At 61.7% G+C, this 15,722-nt stretch carries 18 protein-coding genes and 1 tRNA gene; 6 read left to right on the top strand and 13 right to left on the bottom strand.

Annotated elements, in window-relative coordinates; genetic code table 11:
- Positions 1–47 precede the first annotated feature (47 nt).
- From ACVJGD_RS10385 to ACVJGD_RS10375, 3 genes are all read left to right on the top strand, one after another.
- On the top strand, positions 48–254 hold the full coding sequence (locus ACVJGD_RS10385; RefSeq protein WP_456634263.1) for a cold-shock protein: 207 nt from the start codon (positions 48–50) through the stop codon (positions 252–254).
- Positions 255–359: 105 nt separating this feature from the next.
- On the top strand, positions 360–623 hold the full coding sequence (locus ACVJGD_RS10380; protein WP_456634262.1) for a hypothetical protein: 264 nt from the start codon (positions 360–362) through the stop codon (positions 621–623).
- Entirely contained in the window at positions 624–1,826 is a 1,203-nt protein-coding gene (locus ACVJGD_RS10375; RefSeq protein ID WP_456634261.1) for a pyocin knob domain-containing protein, read from the top strand. It begins immediately after the preceding gene.
- A 411-nt stretch (positions 1,827–2,237) separates the two neighbouring features.
- On the opposite strand, the gene ACVJGD_RS10370 is transcribed toward ACVJGD_RS10375, so the two are convergent.
- From ACVJGD_RS10370 to ACVJGD_RS10355, 4 genes are all read right to left on the bottom strand, one after another.
- A complete protein-coding gene (locus ACVJGD_RS10370; RefSeq protein ID WP_456634260.1) occupies positions 2,238–2,654 on the bottom strand; it encodes a hypothetical protein in 417 nt (138 codons plus the stop codon).
- Positions 2,655–2,721: 67 nt separating this feature from the next.
- Entirely contained in the window at positions 2,722–2,979 is a 258-nt protein-coding gene (locus ACVJGD_RS10365; protein WP_456634259.1) for a hypothetical protein, read from the bottom strand.
- Between the two features lie 9 nt (positions 2,980–2,988).
- A complete protein-coding gene (locus tag ACVJGD_RS10360; protein WP_456634258.1) occupies positions 2,989–3,228 on the bottom strand; it encodes a helix-turn-helix transcriptional regulator in 240 nt (79 codons plus the stop codon).
- Between the two features lie 464 nt (positions 3,229–3,692).
- Positions 3,693–3,845: a hypothetical protein gene (locus ACVJGD_RS10355; protein WP_456634257.1), complete on the bottom strand. Its 153-nt coding sequence runs from the start codon at positions 3,843–3,845 to the stop codon at positions 3,693–3,695.
- 148 nt (positions 3,846–3,993) lie between these two features.
- On the opposite strand from ACVJGD_RS10355, the gene ACVJGD_RS10350 reads away from it, so the two are divergent.
- Positions 3,994–4,266 (top strand): transcriptional regulator, encoded by a 273-nt coding sequence (locus ACVJGD_RS10350; RefSeq protein WP_456634256.1) that lies wholly within the window; start codon positions 3,994–3,996, stop codon positions 4,264–4,266.
- 133 nt (positions 4,267–4,399) lie between these two features.
- Here ACVJGD_RS10350 and ACVJGD_RS10345 read toward each other — a convergent pair.
- Together ACVJGD_RS10345 and ACVJGD_RS10340 are read right to left on the bottom strand one after the other, a co-directional pair.
- Positions 4,400–4,476: transfer RNA gene (locus ACVJGD_RS10345), tRNA-Arg, on the bottom strand.
- 95 nt (positions 4,477–4,571) lie between these two features.
- A complete protein-coding gene (locus tag ACVJGD_RS10340) occupies positions 4,572–4,835 on the bottom strand; it encodes a hypothetical protein (protein ID WP_456634255.1) in 264 nt (87 codons plus the stop codon).
- Positions 4,836–5,037: 202 nt separating this feature from the next.
- On the opposite strand from ACVJGD_RS10340, the gene ACVJGD_RS10335 reads away from it, so the two are divergent.
- Complete coding sequence (locus ACVJGD_RS10335; RefSeq protein WP_456634254.1) at positions 5,038–5,481, top strand: hypothetical protein; 444 nt, start codon at positions 5,038–5,040, stop codon at positions 5,479–5,481.
- Positions 5,482–6,352: 871 nt separating this feature from the next.
- Here ACVJGD_RS10335 and ACVJGD_RS10330 read toward each other — a convergent pair.
- Both ACVJGD_RS10330 and ACVJGD_RS10325 read right to left on the bottom strand, forming a co-directional pair.
- Entirely contained in the window at positions 6,353–6,622 is a 270-nt protein-coding gene (locus ACVJGD_RS10330; protein ID WP_456634253.1) for a hypothetical protein, read from the bottom strand.
- A gap of 240 nt (positions 6,623–6,862) precedes the next feature.
- Positions 6,863–7,522, bottom strand: coding sequence for a peroxiredoxin (locus tag ACVJGD_RS10325; protein ID WP_456634252.1), 660 nt, complete (start codon positions 7,520–7,522; stop codon positions 6,863–6,865).
- A gap of 391 nt (positions 7,523–7,913) precedes the next feature.
- Between ACVJGD_RS10325 and ACVJGD_RS10320 the strand changes: the two genes are divergently transcribed.
- The gene (locus ACVJGD_RS10320; protein WP_456634251.1) at positions 7,914–8,486 is read left to right on the top strand and encodes a hypothetical protein; all 573 of its coding nucleotides are present in this window, start codon (positions 7,914–7,916) and stop codon (positions 8,484–8,486) included.
- A 37-nt stretch (positions 8,487–8,523) separates the two neighbouring features.
- Here the strand turns inward: ACVJGD_RS10320 and ACVJGD_RS10315 are convergent, their stop codons facing one another.
- The 5 genes from ACVJGD_RS10315 to ACVJGD_RS10295 all read right to left on the bottom strand — a co-directional run bounded on the left by ACVJGD_RS10315 (position 8,524) and on the right by ACVJGD_RS10295 (position 15,634).
- Positions 8,524–10,362, bottom strand: a complete 1,839-nt coding sequence (locus ACVJGD_RS10315) for an alkaline phosphatase family protein (RefSeq protein WP_456634250.1) — start codon at positions 10,360–10,362, stop codon at positions 8,524–8,526.
- 52 nt (positions 10,363–10,414) lie between these two features.
- Complete coding sequence (locus ACVJGD_RS10310) at positions 10,415–13,648, bottom strand: efflux RND transporter permease subunit (protein ID WP_456634249.1); 3,234 nt, start codon at positions 13,646–13,648, stop codon at positions 10,415–10,417.
- Complete coding sequence (locus ACVJGD_RS10305; protein ID WP_456634248.1) at positions 13,641–14,858, bottom strand: efflux RND transporter periplasmic adaptor subunit; 1,218 nt, start codon at positions 14,856–14,858, stop codon at positions 13,641–13,643. The genes ACVJGD_RS10310 and ACVJGD_RS10305 overlap by 8 nt, the downstream gene beginning before the upstream one ends.
- A 113-nt stretch (positions 14,859–14,971) precedes the next feature.
- The gene (locus ACVJGD_RS10300) at positions 14,972–15,337 is read right to left on the bottom strand and encodes a hypothetical protein (RefSeq protein WP_456634247.1); all 366 of its coding nucleotides are present in this window, start codon (positions 15,335–15,337) and stop codon (positions 14,972–14,974) included.
- Positions 15,338–15,406: 69 nt separating this feature from the next.
- On the bottom strand, positions 15,407–15,634 hold the full coding sequence (locus ACVJGD_RS10295) for a hypothetical protein (RefSeq protein WP_456634246.1): 228 nt from the start codon (positions 15,632–15,634) through the stop codon (positions 15,407–15,409).
- Between the last annotated feature and the right edge of the window lie 88 nt (positions 15,635–15,722).

The raw sequence follows: 15,722 nt of genomic DNA, 5'->3' as shown, positions 1-15,722 counted from the left end.
CGGAAGAATTTTGCAATTGGCGTTGGCCCAACACGAGAGGAACGAACGTGGCTACCGGAAAAGTTAACTTTTACGACGACGTGAAGGGCTATGGATTCATTCGTCCCGATGGCAATGGACCTGACATCTTCGTGCACGCTACGGGATTGGTCGGTGTGAGCATGCTGCAGGTATCGCAGCGCGTCGAATTCGAATCGGTCTACCAAGCCGACCGCGGCAAGTACAAAGCCGTCGATGTTCGCGTGATCCCGTAGGGGTACGGGAGTCTCGGAGTGGTCTTCCCACGCTCCGAGAGCAGGGGCGGGATTTGGATCCTATGAGTCCCGCCCCTGTAACAGTTTTGAAAAAGGCGACGCAGCATGACCGACGTGGACACCAAGAGCGAAGAAATCGGCCGCGAAAACGGTCGGCGCGCCGCCGAAGAATTTAAGATGGCTGCTGCGGACGGGCGCGACCTAAACAGCATCGTCGCCTTTTGGCCCAAAGATCCGGAAGCGATGCGAATGTCGGCGCGAAGCATGATCGCCGACAACGATCCTCTCTGGCGCCGAATAGGCCGGCAATATCTGGCCTACGTCGACGCTTTCGAACAGACATGGCCCGAACATAGGAATTTTGCGTAAATGGCTGCTGTTGATATCTATTCCACTGGTACCGTTTCCGTCGCCAACGGTGACACCGAGATCGTCGGCGCCGGCGGAGCGAACTGGTCAAATCCGAATGCGAAGCCCGGCGACTCGATCGTCATCGCCGGCAATACGGTCACGATCATTGACGTGGTCAACGCGACGCATCTTACCGTCCTGCCCTGGCCATTCGCCAATGTGGCGGCCGGCACGTACGCCATTCTCCAAACGTCCGTGCGGCGCTCCGCCGGCGGCGATGCCATGGTCGACACGGCTGCTGTTTTCTCCGGTCTGCGGACCAAGGGGCTTTACGTCTTCGTCGACCCTGACGCGACCGCACCGGATCCGTCACTCGGTCGCGAGGACCAATTCGCTTTTCAGGCGTCCACGAAAAAGCTGTGGCTCAAGACCGGTGGCGTGTGGGTGTTTCAGGGTATCTACAAGGGCTTCAATATCACGGGCCCATACGACAACGATCGAACTTATAGCGTCGGCGACGTCGCCAGTGCGGGCGGCTCGTCCTATGTGTGGATCAACGAGACGCCAGCGTCGGGGCACGCGCCTCCCAACGCGACTTATTGGCAGGTGCTCGCGGCGAAGGGTGACCCCGGTACAGACGGCACCGATGGTGCGGCTGCAACCGTTTCGGTCGGCACCGTGACGACTGGTGCGCCGGGATCCAGTGCATCAGTCACCAATTCGGGCACGTCATCGGCCGCGGTTTTCGATTTCACAATCCCTCGCGGAAACACCGGCACTGGCGACGTAACGGCGGCGAACAAGCTTTCAGAGTATACGTCTGTTGCGAATGACGCGCGTCTCAATCTCGGCATTCGGCAGGCAATTCAGTGCGCCGGATCTCAGAACCTCAATTTGCTAACCGATCCGGGTACGTATTTTACAGTCGATACTTCGTCCATCAATGGTCCGGGCGTTGACGACTATTGGATGATCGAAGTCCAAAGCATGGCCGCCTTCGTCGCTGGGGACTTCGCGCAAAGAGCAACTGGTCTCACGACAGGTTATACGTTCACACGCGTTTGTCAGGGTGGCGCATGGAGCGCGTGGAGACTGATCGGCGGTACAATCTCGTTCAGCAATTCTTTGGCGTCGGATGTAGCCCTCAATAACGCTTCGAATTGGAGACGGCGGTACAATCTCGTTCAGCAATTCTTTGGCGTCGGATGTAGCCCTCAATAACGCTTCGAATTATTTCGATGGCCCGAGCGTGAATGTCGGGACCGTTGGGACATGGTTGGCTACCGGGACCATCACCGTACAATCAGTTTCGAGTACTGCTGCGGACATGCATGTTCGCTTAACGGACGGAACGACCACCTATGCCAGCGGAGTCATATCCACTCTGGGCCTGAACAACAATTTCTATCGTTCGTCTCTCTCGCTCAGCGCGGTGATTGCCAACCCCGCAGGGAATATTCGCATTCAGGCTCGAAACCCCACCATTACCTCCAGCACCGCAATCAGCGCGAACAGCAGCGGCAACGGTAAAGACTGCACGATCACAGCGGTTAGGATTGGGTAGCGACGCGTGAACCATCGCCGGAGTGTTGCGCCACTGCGCGCTCCGGCGGCTGCAATTCACATTTTGGACTACCCGCACTTGATTGTTGGTATCGAGTCACCTTTCGCCAAGTCGAAATCATAAAACGCTTGCCCGAGCTGCACGCGCAGGCGTTTCCCCCTGCGCAGCTTCGCCATCGCTTCATTGTAGGTGTTCAACCAGATGTACAGCGCTCGGCCGTCTTGGCTGACCATGGCGAAATGTGAGTTCACCGGACCGTCGTCGAAGCGATAAGTTACGCTGACGTCGCCCCATCCGATCCGTTGATTCCATGTCAGTCGCGGCTGCACTTCGCCATTTAAACAACCCACCAGCAACGTAGCGTCGCCACTGATCGCGCTCGCCCATGTCAATTGCTTGTCGGTCATCCGGTCGCGCTCGTGAGTGACGGTCCATGCTGATGCAGGTGCCGCCGACAGTGTCAGCAAGAGCAGAAAATACCGCATTGATTGTGCCCCCTGAAATCGATGTGGTCCAAATGCGTGAGTTCGTCAGCGCCGGCTACCGTCCCGATTAAGGACGTCCGGCGTTGGCACGATCGTTATGTGACTGGCGACGGGCCTTTGGGGCAACAAGTGCATGCTGTTGCGCTGTCGGAAATAGAATTCGACAGCCGGCCAGTACCGACCCGCCCATTTGCTTATCGATGCGGGGTAGCCCGTCCTTTTCCTCAAGGAATTTCGCGATCGAACGCCACTGCTTGGCTCGCTTCGGTCCGAGCACGGCAACGGCGATCTGTGCTTCGCCTGGATAAAGCGGCATCGGATCCATGGGTATCGCTCACTTTTCTCCAGCGAACATCCGATCAAGCGGGTTCGTCTTTTCCTCGCCTAAGTCGGTGAACGCTGCGTCGAGCCGCAAACGGTCCCAGATCACCCGACCATCCACACGCTTCGGACGCGGCATGCGACCATCAGCCACCATCTCATCAAACTTGCTCACACCCACGCCAACGTAGCGAGCTGCTTCTTCGCGACGCATGCCGCGCGGAGGATAGGCGATGGGATCCGCTCGCAACATTTATGTTGACAGTCAACTTAAGCGAGAAATTTTCGACTCTGCTATCTTAAGCTCATGGCTGATTCGAATGCAATAGACTGGTCGGACGAGACGTTCAAAACGCTCGATGAACTCGCTCAACTCGTCGGATGCGGAATGACCGCTGAGTCACTCAAGCGCCTGGCGAGGAAGGGAAAGCTGAAGGTCTACAGGCCGGGCAAGGTTTTCCTTTCGACGCAGGCCGATATGTGGGCAATGATTCAAGCTTCCCGCGTCGAGCCAAAGGCGAGACAGCGACGATGACGATCGAACCTCGCCTCATCTCCGGCAAGGAAGCGGCCGCGTATTGCGGCGTCACGTTACCCACATAAGGAATCTCCGGAAGACCTTGCGGAGAAAGCGTGGAAAGAATGGGAAGCCGAGCGCGAGGCTCGCAAGGCTGCCCGCAGGTAGCCTCGCACGCCCGGAGTCTAGATTTTGCACGATCAATCAGCCGACGGCTCCGGCATTTTGATGCCGTGTTCCTTGGCGAGCGTCTCGAAAATGGTGAACGAGCGCTCAAAAGCGCTTTTTGCGTTGACCATCTCTTGCGCCATCGCCGTGAGCGCCCGCGTCGTGAATTCCTTATCCGTCTTCATCGCGTTTTCCTTTGCTAAGCGGACTCAATCTCGTCCGATCGCGATTGAGTTTACGGCAATATTTACCATCGTCAACGATATTTGTTGGCTATACGTCAACTTTTTCCGTTGACGATATGTTTGGACGAAAGTTCAATGCGGGCCAGTAATGGAGTGCGTAGAGATGCAAATAACCGGTGCTCAGGTTCGAGCAGCGCGAGCCTTTCTGAAATGGACGATTGCCGATCTGGCGGAGGCCGCGGACGTCGGCATTTCCACCGTTCAGGAAATTGAGAAGGTCGAGCCGCGCGCAGTGTCGGGTCATTGGCGCGTCAGTGCTCGCGAAGAAGCGCTTGAAAAAGTCCGACGCGCGTTCACCAATGCCGGGATCACCTTTACGTCCACGAGCACGCAAATCGGAATTCGCGGTCCGATCAAGTAGTCAGTACATCTTGCGCCCCGTGTTGCGCCGAGACGCGACGAGTCGAGTTGAGCCATTGAAATTACAGTCGAATTGGGCGCAGTAGGCGCAATACGGTAAAGATCGATTAGTTCAGCTAAGTATCTGAAATCACTGGCGCGCTCGGAGAGATTCGAACTCCCGACCCTCGGAATCGAAATCCGATGCTCTATCCAGCTGAGCTACGAGCGCGTGCCGTCCGCGTCGATTATCAGAGTTGAGGCGGAACGGCCAGCGGGGGAGAGCGGGAAGGGTGCTCTGCGCACGTCGTCCCGCCCGGTTCGGCTTCAGAAGCAGGGATGCCGGCGGCCGTCCTGGCCGATATAGGCGGAGGCGCTCTGGCGGCATTTTACGGTCGCCGGGCCATCGTAATAGGCGAAGGTACCGGGTGTCGCGCCGGGGCCGTAATTGTGGAGGTAGCTGATCTGATAGGGCAGGTGCCAGGTGTGCTGCCGGTGATGATGGCGGTAGTGGCGGGCGTCGGCCACGCTTGGGGCGGCGGCCATGGCGACAAGCACCGCCGCGGCGGCGAAAAACTTCAGTCTGGGCATTGTATGTCTCCAGGGTCAGCCGGGCGATTCTGGCCGATCCGGCCCTTCTTTTAGCGCGGTTTGGAGGGAAAAACATCACGTCAATTTTTGGCCCATGTGGATGCTTAACAGTTTCCCAACACAGTCCGGCCAGAGTCTTGGGGTCTGGTCTGGGCTACAGCCGGCTCCGTTTGAGGCCACCAAGGCTACCCGCACATTGTTCATGCGCATCACGCTTCTTGCCCTGTTTTTCCTTGCTCTCGCCGTGGCGCCGGCGCGCGCCGTCCTGCATATCACGCGTGACCATGGCGGCTATGTCGACGAGTACAAGGCCAAGTACAAGCGCATCCGCGACCGCGGCGAGCGCGTCATCATCGACGGCATCTGCAATTCCGCCTGTACCTTGGTGTTCGGCATCGTGCCGATGAACAAGATCTGCGTCACGCCCAGGGCGAGCGTCGGTTTTCACCAGGCCTATTACGACAAGGCCTTCACCTTCGGCATCAAGGTCACGAGCCTCGATGGCACCTCCGACCTGATGTCCTATTACCCGCAGACGGTGAAGGACTGGATCCGCCGCAACGGCGGGCTGACGACCGAAATGAAGAAGATCAAGAACGGCATCGAACTCTGGAAGATCGTCGATCCCTGTCCGGAAGAGTGGTAGGGCCGCTGGGTTTCGGCCGTTCGTCTCACCCCAGCCTCAGTCGTCATTCCGCGGCGCGTCTCAGCCGCACTGCCGCCGTCATTCCGCGGCGGCGCGAAGCGGCGAGCCCGGAATCCATTTCACCGTTCGCGCCTGCGGCTCGATGGATTCCGGGCTCGCGCTAGGCGCGCCCCGGAATGACGGCGGAGAAAAATTCGCTAGTGATTCCAAAGTGATTTGCCCTGTCCAGTCCTCGCGCGAAAAACATTCCGCTTCCGTCGTCGGGCAAATCAGCACTATTAATCCGCGCGTCTCACCCAAATGAGGGGCGGCTCGCGATCGTCACGAACGTTGCGGTGAGATGCGGTGGACGCTGATATCACGACTGACGAGCGTGACATCTGCGGACGGCGAAGTCGTGTGGTTCTGGCGCCCCGACGCTGGCGCTAAGTCTTGCGGAGATGATCCGTGAGGCGACGGTGGCAAGAAAGCCCGGTCACCGGGGAGAGCACGAAGTAAGCCGTAAACCATCGCGCAGGGAAAGCCGGAGTTGCTTCGGTTGACCTGTGGTCCTACCCCCGTGCTTTTTGTTGCACGGGGCCCACGGGTGCAACCGGCACCCGGCTTTCCCTGCGCCCTCTGTTCGATGAGAGGGTGAAACGAGACGCAAAGCTCGGGCGCAACGCGTCGCGAGAACGCGAGTTCACGTCCTCACGCTGTTTGAAATTTGAATCGTGGTCTTTCCCCGCGTCGTCCCGGGCTTGACCCGGGACCCATAACCACAGGCCTTTGTGATGCGCTCCGCTGCAACCACTTGCTCGCGCCACAACAACTCCCTGTGGTTATGGGTCCCGTCTTTCGACGGGACGACAGCGGTGCAACGTGCGCAGGCTCAGCGCTTCGCTTTCTTGGCTTTCTTCTTTTTCTTGGCGGTTTTCGTCGGCGCCTTCTTGGCTTTCTTTGCCGACTTCTTGGCGGCCTTCTTGCCAGCCTTCTTGGTCTTCGTTGCTTTCTTCTTCTTGGCCGGTGCTACCTTCTTCGCCACCTTCTTGGCGGCCCTTCGCACCTTCTTCACGGCCGTCGTGGCGGCTTCGGCGGTGGCGGTTGCGGCGGCGCCGAGCGTGTCGGTCACCTGATTGATTGCGGGCTTGTCGTCGTCCATGTCATCCCCCAACAGTTGAACGAGAGCACAACGATAGCGGGATTCTTGAAAGCGTCAAATCGATGTCGTCATTTGCACATGCGCACTTCGGCGTAGGTGGCAAAGGCGCGCTCGCGCGGAAGCGGCGGCGCTGGCTTGCGCGGGGAGGGCAATCGGGTGGGAGAAATGCAGCCCGGGACAGCTCCATCATGCCCGGCACAAGGCCGGGGCATGATGGTCGAATATCGATGGCGCGACGTCTTACTTCGGCTGCTCGACAATGCGGATATAGGGCTTCGGTGCCTTCCAGCCCTTTGGGTAGATCGTCTTGGCCTCGTCGTCGCTGACGGAGCCCGCGATGATGACGTCCTCGCCCTGCTTCCAGTCGGCCGGCGTCGCGACGCGATGCTTGGCGGTGAGCTGCAACGAGTCGATGACGCGCAGTATCTCCTGGAAGTTGCGGCCGGTGGTCATCGGATAGACCAGCACCAGCTTGATCTTCTTGTCCGGGCCGATGATGAAGACGTTGCGGACGGTCTGGTTGTCCGCCGGCGTGCGGGTGAGGGGATCGCCCGAGGTCGAGGCGGGCAGCATCTCGTAGAGCTTGGAGACGTTGAAGTCGGTGTCGGCGATCATCGGATAGTTCGGCGCGGCACCCTGGGTCTCCTTGATGTCCTCCGACCATTTGGCGTGGCGGTCGACGGGATCGACAGAGAGGCCCATCAGCTTGACGCCGCGCTTGTCGAATTCCGGTTTCAGCTTGGCGAGCACGCCGAGCTCAGTGGTGCAGACCGGGGTGAAGTCCTTGGGGTGCGAGAACAGCAGCGCCCAGCTATTGCCGATCCAGTCATGGAATTTAATTTTGCCCTCGGTGGTTTCGGCTTCGAAATCAGGGGCGGTAGCGCCAATGGGAAGTGTCATGGTTTTGCCTCATGCTATTGAAGTGGCTAAAGAATTTGTTGTTCTGGTGCGCAGGAGAGTATAGGCGCTGCAAGGGCTTAAGTGAACCACTGTAGCCAAAAGGTGAAATCATTCTCTTTTGTGACGGAACCCCGAGCAACTTCTTTTGATGGGATTGCCTGCGGCGAAAAAACCCATAACGCCCGCAAGACCACGGATTGCCGTGGAATTGCCTTTTATGGTCCCCCATGTCCCGGATCCGATCTGCTAATAGGCGCGAACCGTGAGAGCCGTCACAGCGACCAATTGGCAACTATGTACAAATGTCAGAACGCTGGTTTCGAATCGGTAACCACTCGTTTACGCCGGCATGGAAATGCTGGATTGGAATAAGGAACTGAGAAGTCTCGCTATGTCTGCCCCTAGTATCGAGGCGACCGATGTGGTCGCCCTGCAACCGTCCTGCCGTAAGACTGCCGCCCATGCCCTGACCATCGTACGCGATGGCGTGATCACCGGCGAAGGCCCCACCACCAAGGGCCGCATCCACTTTTCCCGAGCGCTCGATGCCGACGACGCCGCCTGGTGCGCGCGCATCCTGACCGCCTCCGCCGTCGCGCACCAGCCGGTGAGCCGGGAGGAGGTCGCGGCGCTGTTCGAGATCAACGAAGCCGCGGCTGAGCGCAGCGACGACGGCCGTTTCGACGACCTGCTGGCCAAGGCGGTCGCCCATCACGCCGCCTCGATGTCCGGCCTGCCGGTGCCGCCGCGCAATGTGGCGCTGTCACCGGATACCGACATCGAGAGTTGGGCGCCGGCGCACGCCGCCAATATCGACACCAAGGTGCTGGAGTGGATCGCGAGCCAGATGCGTGGCAAGCGCCGCACCAGCCACGCGCTCGCCGCGATGGTCGCCACCCTGGTTGGCGCCGCGGCGCTGCCGCTGGTGCAACTGCCGAATGTGTTCGATATCGGGCTGGTGTAAGCCAGCCGATGTCGACAAGGAGTAACCGACGGCGGGGCTATTTCCCCGCCGTTTTCTGTTTGCCGGTTTCAGCGTCGAGCCCCAGCGTCCGGCCGGGAAAACCCGCGACGTCGAAATAGCGGGTCGACAGCACGCGCTGGAATTTGATGACGGTGCGGAGCCCGTTGGCCGCCGGCTTCGAGGTGATGGTGCCGTCGGCCATCTTCGGGACGATGCCGTTCGGGATCGCTTCCGACATCACCCGGCCCTGCAACCCGCCATTGGCGCTGGTGCGCAGGTCCAGCAGCCTGGCGATGGTCATGCCGACATCGGCGTTGCTGACGGGAAGGGGATCGACGTAGCCGGATTTGAAGTCGGGTCCGATCGCCGCCATGAAGTTCAGCGTGTCGCCGCGGCTGAAGCTGCCGTGCATGCCCTGGCCCTGACGCAGGATCGTGTCGGCGACCTGGACCGAGCAATTGGTCGGCTCCTCGCAGCCCGACGACCAGGAGCGGAAATTCACCACGATCGACGGCGTCGGCGTCACCGCCTTGCCCCGCAGATTGAGCTGGGAGATCGGCAGCGTGCCGGGGAAGCGCCCGAGCCGGTCATCGATGAAGAGGCCGCTGACATAGTCCTGCTCCAGCAGCGCCTTGACGATGCGCTCAGTGAGCTTCTTGTCCCGGTTCGGCAGATAGATCAGGTCCGATCCGCCATTGGTCGCCACGACAACATCGGGCTTGGCGGGATCCTGGCCGAGCACGCCATTGCCGGCCTTGGGATGGGCGTTGTCGGCGACGCGGGCATTCTTGTCGTTGGGATCGAACAGCGGCAGGTTCATCGCCTTGGCGAGGTCGATCGCGACAAAGCCCATCGGCAGGAAATCCTTCGGCGTGTCGTCGTAGGAGATTTTGGCGGAGGGACTGGTTTTGCTCTCCTTCGAGATCGTCGAGAAGCCGTGGTCGGCGGAGACGATGATGTTGGTGGAGGCGGAAAGCCCGAGTTCGTCGAGCGCCTTGCGCAACTGCGCGAGGTTGTCGTCGGCGTTTTTGATCCCGGCCATCGAGGTCGGCCCGTTGATGCCGGGCGTGATGGTGTTGAGGCTGTCGCCGGTGTTGTGCTGGCTGCCATCCGGGTCGCGCGACCAGAACACCAGCACGAACGGCTTGTTGCGCGCCTTGAACATCGGCAGCACGACCTTGGTGGCGACGTCGGCGAAATAGGCCTGCTGCGCGACATTGGCGACGGTGGTGCCGGGCGTCTTGGCGTCGCCGGCCTTGGCGTTGTCGCCGCGGCTCGGCGTCGTCAGCGGCAGGCTGGCTTTGGTCAGGGCGTCCTTCACCTCGTCGGACAGGGGAACGCCATTCTTGCCGCCGGTGGAATCGTCGAAGATGATGGTGTGCTTGCCGCGATCGGTGTGGTCGAACAGCAGCGTCGGGCCGACCTTGCCGATGGCCGCGGTGCTGAAACCCTTGTCGCGCGCCATCTTCAGGATGGTCTCTTCATTCAGATAGTCGCCGTTGAAATGGTCGTCGATGTCGGCCAGTACCGCGTCATTTTCGATGAAGGGGACGACGGTGTCGCCGGCGGGCGCCGAAGAATAGCCGGTGTAGATAGTGTTGCTGAAAGTGCCGGTGTCGCCGAGATAATGGCCGGTCGACAGGGCCGAGCTGTTGGCCATGGTGAAGGTCGGAAACAGTGAATGCGAGTTCTTGAAGTTGACGCCCTTGTCGCGGATGTCGGCCATCGCCGGCGCCGTCTGCGGGGTGACGATACGGGAGCGCAGGCCGTCGGGGATGAACAGGATCACGTTACGTGGCGTGTTGTTCTGCGCCGATGCGGCCCCGGCCGCGAGCGTGATCAAGCCTGCCGATATCAACGTTATTGTGCGGCGCATCTTCATTTCCCCCTGTCAGAAGCAACATCCTGCGATCGATCGTCGCACCCGTTTAGTTTTGCTGTATGACAGAATTGTTACAGGAACGGGCCTGTGCACTCCGCTCAGCCCGTCTCCCGAACCGTGCGTAGAGCGCAGGGAGGACGGCCAGCGTCAGCAGGGTGGCGCTGATTAGGCCGCCGATGACGACGGTGGCCAGCGGCTTTTGCACCTCCGCCCCCGTGCCGGTCGCGAACGCCATCGGCACGAAGCCGAGCGCCGCCACGAGGGCGGTCATCACGACCGGGCGAAGCCGGGTGAGGGCGCCATTCTCGATCGCCTGTCGCAGCGGCATGCCGTCCTCATGGAGCTTGCGGACCAGGCTCAGCATCACAAGGCCGTTCAGCACGGCGACGCCGGACAGCGCGATGAAGCCGACCGCCGCCGAGATCGAGAACGGCATGCCGCGAAGCCAGAGCGCGGCGATGCCGCCGGTGAGCGCGAGCGGCACGGCGCTGAACACCACCAGTGCATCGCGCGCAGAACGCGTCGCCGCCAGCAGCAGCAGGAAGATCAACGCAAAGCAGGCCGGCACGACGACGCCGAGCCTCTGTCGCGCCGCTGCCAGGTTCTCGAACTGTCCGCCCCAGTTCATCCAGTAGCCGGGCGGCAGCTTGACCTGCTGGCCGACCTTGGCCTGGGCTTCGGCAACGACAGAGCCGAGGTCGCGGCCGCGGACATTGGCGGTGATGACGATGCGGCGCTTGCCGTTCTCGCGGCTGATCTGGTTCGGTCCCTCGGTGAAGGAGAATCGCGCCAATCGATTAAGCGGCAGGCTCTGGACCGGCGCATTGGGCGTCGCCTTTGGCAGCGCCACGGGAAGGTTGCCGAGCGCTTCGAGGTCGGATCGCAGGCCTTCCGGCAGCCTTACGACAATGTCGAACCGGCGGTCGCCCTCGAATACGACGCCCGCCTCCTGGCCTCCGACCGCAGCGCCGATCACATCCTGCACCGCGGCCGCGCTCAGACCGCGGCGCGCGATCGCAGCCCGGTCGACCCTGATGTCGAGGACGGGTAGGCCGCCGGCCTGCTCCACCTTCACATCGCTCGCCCCATGCACCGAGCGCAGGACCGAAGCCACTTCGTTGGCCGCCTTCAGCATCGGCTCGAACTCGTCGCCGAACACCTTGATGGCGATGTCACCGCGAACGCCGGCCAGAAGCTCGTTGAAGCGCATCTGGATCGGCTGGGTGAACTCATAGACGTTTCCGGGAACGCGATTGACGGCCTTTGCAATCTGCTCAACCAGTTCCTCCTTCGTCAGCGAAGGATCCGGCCATTGATCGCGCGGCTTGAGCATGATGAAGGTGTCGGAAGCGTTCGGCGGCATCGGGTCGCTCGCGACCTCGGCCGTGCCGGTTTTGGAGAAGACGAAGGCGACCTGCGGCAGACGGCTGACGGCGTTCTCGACCGCAAGCTGCATTGCCTGCGATTGCGACAGCGCGGTGCTGGGAATCCGCAGCGCATGCATGGCGATATTCTTCTCGTCAAGCGACGGGATGAACTCCTGCCCGAGGCGCGCGAAGCCCGCAAGGGCGGCGACGAACGGCACGGCTGCCGTTGCGACCACAGGAAGCGGGGCTGCAATCGCATAGCGTAGCAGCGGCCGGTACAAGCGCTTCAAGGCAGCAACCAGCCTGCTTTCATGCTCCTGAACGCGTCCGGTGACGGCAATGGCGATTGCCGCGGGAACGGACGTCAGCGACAGAACGAATGCCGATGCCAAGGCCAGGATCACGGTCACGGCCATCGGCGTGAACATCTTGCCTTCGACGCCGGTGAAGGTGAGGAGCGGCACGTAAACCAGGAGGATGATGGCCTGGCCGTAGAGGCTCGGGCGGATCATCTCGACCGCAGAGCCGCGCACCGTGGCCAGCCGCTCGTCGCGGGAGAGGGGACGCCCGAGCTCGCGCTGCCGCTCCGCCAGATGGCGCAGGCTGTTCTCGGTGATGATGACGGCGCCATCGACGATCAGTCCGAAATCGAGCGCGCCCAGGCTCATCAGATTGGCGCTGATGCGGCCCTGCCACATGCCGATGGCGGTCATCAGCATCGCCACGGGAATGACGAGGGCGGTGATCAGCGCCGCGCGGAAATTGCCGAGCAGCACGAACAACACGGCGACGACCAAGAGCGCACCCTCGCTCAAGTTCGTCGCCACGGTGGCGATGGTGGCATCAACAAGCTGGGTGCGGTCGAGCACGGTCCTGACCTCGACGCCGGGCGGCAGCGTCGGCGCGATCTCGCGCAGTCGCGCGTCGACCGCCGACGACACGGTGCGACTGTTGGCGCCGATGAGCATCAGCGCCGTACCGACCACCACCTCGTGGCCGTTCTCGCTGGCGCTGCCGGTCCGGCTCTCGCCGCCGATCGTGACAGCGGCGATGTCTCGGACCCGCACCGGAACGCCGCCACGCGTGGTGACGACGATGGCGCCGAGCTCCTCGATGTTCACGATGCGACTGCCGGAGCGCACGACAAAACCCTCGCCGTTCCTTTCGATGTAGCGCGCGCCGCGGCTGACATTGTTGGTCTCAATCGCGTTCGCAACATCGGCAAAGGTCAAGCCGAGTGCGATCAGCTTCGCAGCATCCGGGTGGACCTGGTACTGCTTGAGATAGCCGCCGATCGTATCGACGCCGGCAACGCCGGGAACGGTCTTGATCTGCGGCCTGATGATCCAGTCCTGCACCGTGCGCAAATAGGCGTTCTTCTCGATGTCGCCCTTGAGCCGTGCGCCGTCGCTGGTGACAAAGCTGCCGTCGCGCTGCAGACCCGGCGCGCCGTCGGCTTCGACCGGTTTGTCGGCGAAGCGAACGCTCCACATGTAGATTTCGCCCAGCCCGGTCGAGATCGGGCCGATCCGCGGCTCGATGCCTTGCGGCAGGCGTGCGCGGACCTCGGCAAGGCGTTCGATGATCTGCTGGCGCGCGAAGTAGATGTCGGTGGCCTCGCTGAAGACCGCAGTCACCTGTGAAAAGCCGTTGCGCGACAGCGAGCGCGTACTCTCGAGGCCAGGCGCGCCGGCGAGCGCTGTCTCGACGGGAAAGGTGATCTGCTTCTCGATTTCGAGCGGCGACAGCGCGTGAGCCGTCGTGTTGATCTGCACCTGCTTGTTGGTGATGTCGGGCACTGCGTCGATCGGCACCCTCGTCAGCGCAAAGCCGCCGAGCGCCATGACGATGGCGCAGAGCGCGACGATCGCCCAGCGGCGGCGAATCGAGAAGCCGATGATACCCTCAATCATGGCTGTGCTCCGCCTCGGCCTTTTCCAGCTCGGCCTTGAGCGTGAACGTATTGGCGACCGCGATCGTCTCTCCTGGCGCAAGGCCGCTCACGATCTCGATGTCGTCATCATCTTCGCGACCGGTCCGCACCTGTCGCGCCTCAAACCCTTCGGCGTCACGTACGAATATCGTGGCGTTGCCCCTGATGGTCTGAAGCGCTTTCTTTGAGACGATCACCCTGGAGGGCTCACCGCCGAGCGGCACTTCCGCGGTAACGAAAGTGCCGGGCCTCCATCGATGATCCCGGTTTGGGAGTGTCGCGATGACGCGGGCGTTGCGGGTCTCGCGATCGAGCAGGGGGCTCACAAAGATCACCCGCGCGACCGCTTCATCGTCGCTGCCGATGGCGCGGATCGTGACCAACCCGCCCTCGTGCACCGCGGCGATGTCTTCGGGGGAGACCGCGAGATCGACCCAGATGTCATCGAGATTGACGATGACGAACAGCTCGCTTTCCTGGCCTTCGCGGCCGATCAGCCCGCCAAGGTCGACGCGCCGCTCCGAGACCCGGCCCGAAATCGGCGCACGCAAATACTGTTCGCGAAGGTTTTCCGGCGGTTGGTTTGGAAGGTCGGCGATCTCGCTCTCCGACAGCCCTAGCGCGAACAGTTTTTGCCTGGCGCCGTCGAGCTTGATCCGGGCGTCATTGGCGGTGAGCTGGCTGCGCAGAAATTCGTTTTCGGACATGGCCCGGCTCTCGACCAGCGTTTTCTGCTTGTTATAGAGCGTCTGCTGCAGATCGTTGGTCAGCCGCGCGGCGAGGTATTGGCTCTTGGCGTCTGCGACCTCGCGGCTTTCGATGACGGCGACGATCTCGCCTTTTTCGACGCTGTCGCCTAGGCGCTTGCGCAGTTCGGCGACTGTCGCCAGCACGCGAACAGAAACGCGACCGATGTGGTCGGCATCGGGAATGAGCGAGCCGGGCGCCAGGAAATGGCGTTTGAGCGTTCCGCCTGCGACCGGAGCCAGCGTGATGCCGGCGTCCCTGATCTGCTCATCGCTCAGCGCGACGTGCTCAGGCCCGTGATCCTCGCTCTCGGCTTTTGCCGCTCCGGTCGTCGCCGTCTCCTGCTGCGCAGGCGGTCCCAACAGCGGCCAATTCGACCATGTCATGATAGCCAGGCCGCCACCGACGATCATGCCGGCCACGAAAAGAAGAGTCCGTTTCATATCCGCCTTCCCACCGCGCGCGGAGGTCTGTCCCGGCGCCGTTGCTATGCCTGCAAGCAGTGCCCGCTGCCCGGCGGCAGCGCGGCATGATCGGTCATGCCGATCGGATCAGGTCAGGCGCGGGGTGGTTTGAAGGGGGAGGTCGGTTCGGCAGTTTCCGGCGCACGCATGGAGAGGAGGCGATAGGCGTGCGGGATGTATTCGATCGCCACCGAAGCTTCCTGCGTCGCGACCGCCGACACGTGAGTCAGGCAGTGGTCGCAATGGATCGGCGCAGGATGGCTGGGAGCCTTGCTGGTGCCATCACCGGAGAGTTGAACGATCGACAGCGTCGACACCGGATCCTCGCAGTCCAGGCAGGGACAATGAAAGAACGACAGCACCAGCGCGAGCGAAATCAAACCGGCAAGCAGGCTGCGCCAGCGGCGCGACGTGGCCCTGCAGGTCGGCGAATCCGGTGTGGCGAAGCGGGCGTCCATCCGCGCTAGTTAGCGCCGCCGTGCCGCCGATTCAAGCTGCGATGCGCGAGATCATTGAATACTATAACGTTACGCTTTCGCGGGCAGCCGCTTGAGCATCCAGCGCCGCAATGCGACGACCGCCCAGACCGCTTCGACCAGGCCAAACGGCCAGGCGCCCTGCAGGAAACCGTAAGCAGAGCCGAGCGCACAGGCGACGGCGAAAGCCAGGATGAACCACGGGCTGCGGTCCTCGGCCGCATAGCACAGGAGCATCATCGTGACGGCAAACAGCCCGAAGATCGTCAATGCATCCATCAGCTTCTTGCCACTTTCCCTGTAACGCCAAACATGTCGGTGCGACGAGGGAGTCGCGCAGTTTGGCCTGATTGTAAACCCCAAGCCT

This window comes from Bradyrhizobium sp. USDA 10063, assembly GCF_054063735.1.
The sequence above is the reverse complement of the archived record's forward strand: the minus strand, read 5'-3'. Positions and strand labels throughout refer to the sequence as shown.

What these genes read in the sequence shown, in the direction of transcription:
- ACVJGD_RS10360 (WP_456634258.1), bottom strand. Translation starts at nt 3,228, where the DNA reads ATGTTGCGAGCGGATCCCATCGCCTATCCTCCGCGCGGCATGCGTCGC.
- ACVJGD_RS10355 (WP_456634257.1), bottom strand. Translation starts at nt 3,845, where the DNA reads ATGAAGACGGATAAGGAATTCACGACGCGGGCGCTCACGGCGATGGCG.
- ACVJGD_RS10310 (WP_456634249.1), bottom strand. Translation starts at nt 13,648, where the DNA reads ATGATTGAGGGTATCATCGGCTTCTCGATTCGCCGCCGCTGGGCGATC.
- ACVJGD_RS10365 (WP_456634259.1), bottom strand. Translation starts at nt 2,979, where the DNA reads ATGGATCCGATGCCGCTTTATCCAGGCGAAGCACAGATCGCCGTTGCC.
- ACVJGD_RS10315 (WP_456634250.1), bottom strand. Translation starts at nt 10,362, where the DNA reads ATGCGCCGCACAATAACGTTGATATCGGCAGGCTTGATCACGCTCGCG.
- ACVJGD_RS10370 (WP_456634260.1), bottom strand. Translation starts at nt 2,654, where the DNA reads ATGCGGTATTTTCTGCTCTTGCTGACACTGTCGGCGGCACCTGCATCA.
- ACVJGD_RS10335 (WP_456634254.1), top strand. Translation starts at nt 5,038, where the DNA reads ATGCGCATCACGCTTCTTGCCCTGTTTTTCCTTGCTCTCGCCGTGGCG.
- ACVJGD_RS10305 (WP_456634248.1), bottom strand. Translation starts at nt 14,858, where the DNA reads ATGAAACGGACTCTTCTTTTCGTGGCCGGCATGATCGTCGGTGGCGGC.
- ACVJGD_RS10340 (WP_456634255.1), bottom strand. Translation starts at nt 4,835, where the DNA reads ATGCCCAGACTGAAGTTTTTCGCCGCCGCGGCGGTGCTTGTCGCCATG.
- ACVJGD_RS10350 (WP_456634256.1), top strand. Translation starts at nt 3,994, where the DNA reads ATGGAGTGCGTAGAGATGCAAATAACCGGTGCTCAGGTTCGAGCAGCG.
- ACVJGD_RS10325 (WP_456634252.1), bottom strand. Translation starts at nt 7,522, where the DNA reads ATGACACTTCCCATTGGCGCTACCGCCCCTGATTTCGAAGCCGAAACC.
- ACVJGD_RS10295 (WP_456634246.1), bottom strand. Translation starts at nt 15,634, where the DNA reads ATGGATGCATTGACGATCTTCGGGCTGTTTGCCGTCACGATGATGCTC.
- ACVJGD_RS10380 (WP_456634262.1), top strand. Translation starts at nt 360, where the DNA reads ATGACCGACGTGGACACCAAGAGCGAAGAAATCGGCCGCGAAAACGGT.
- ACVJGD_RS10320 (WP_456634251.1), top strand. Translation starts at nt 7,914, where the DNA reads ATGTCTGCCCCTAGTATCGAGGCGACCGATGTGGTCGCCCTGCAACCG.
- ACVJGD_RS10300 (WP_456634247.1), bottom strand. Translation starts at nt 15,337, where the DNA reads ATGGACGCCCGCTTCGCCACACCGGATTCGCCGACCTGCAGGGCCACG.
- ACVJGD_RS10330 (WP_456634253.1), bottom strand. Translation starts at nt 6,622, where the DNA reads ATGGACGACGACAAGCCCGCAATCAATCAGGTGACCGACACGCTCGGC.
- ACVJGD_RS10375 (WP_456634261.1), top strand. Translation starts at nt 624, where the DNA reads ATGGCTGCTGTTGATATCTATTCCACTGGTACCGTTTCCGTCGCCAAC.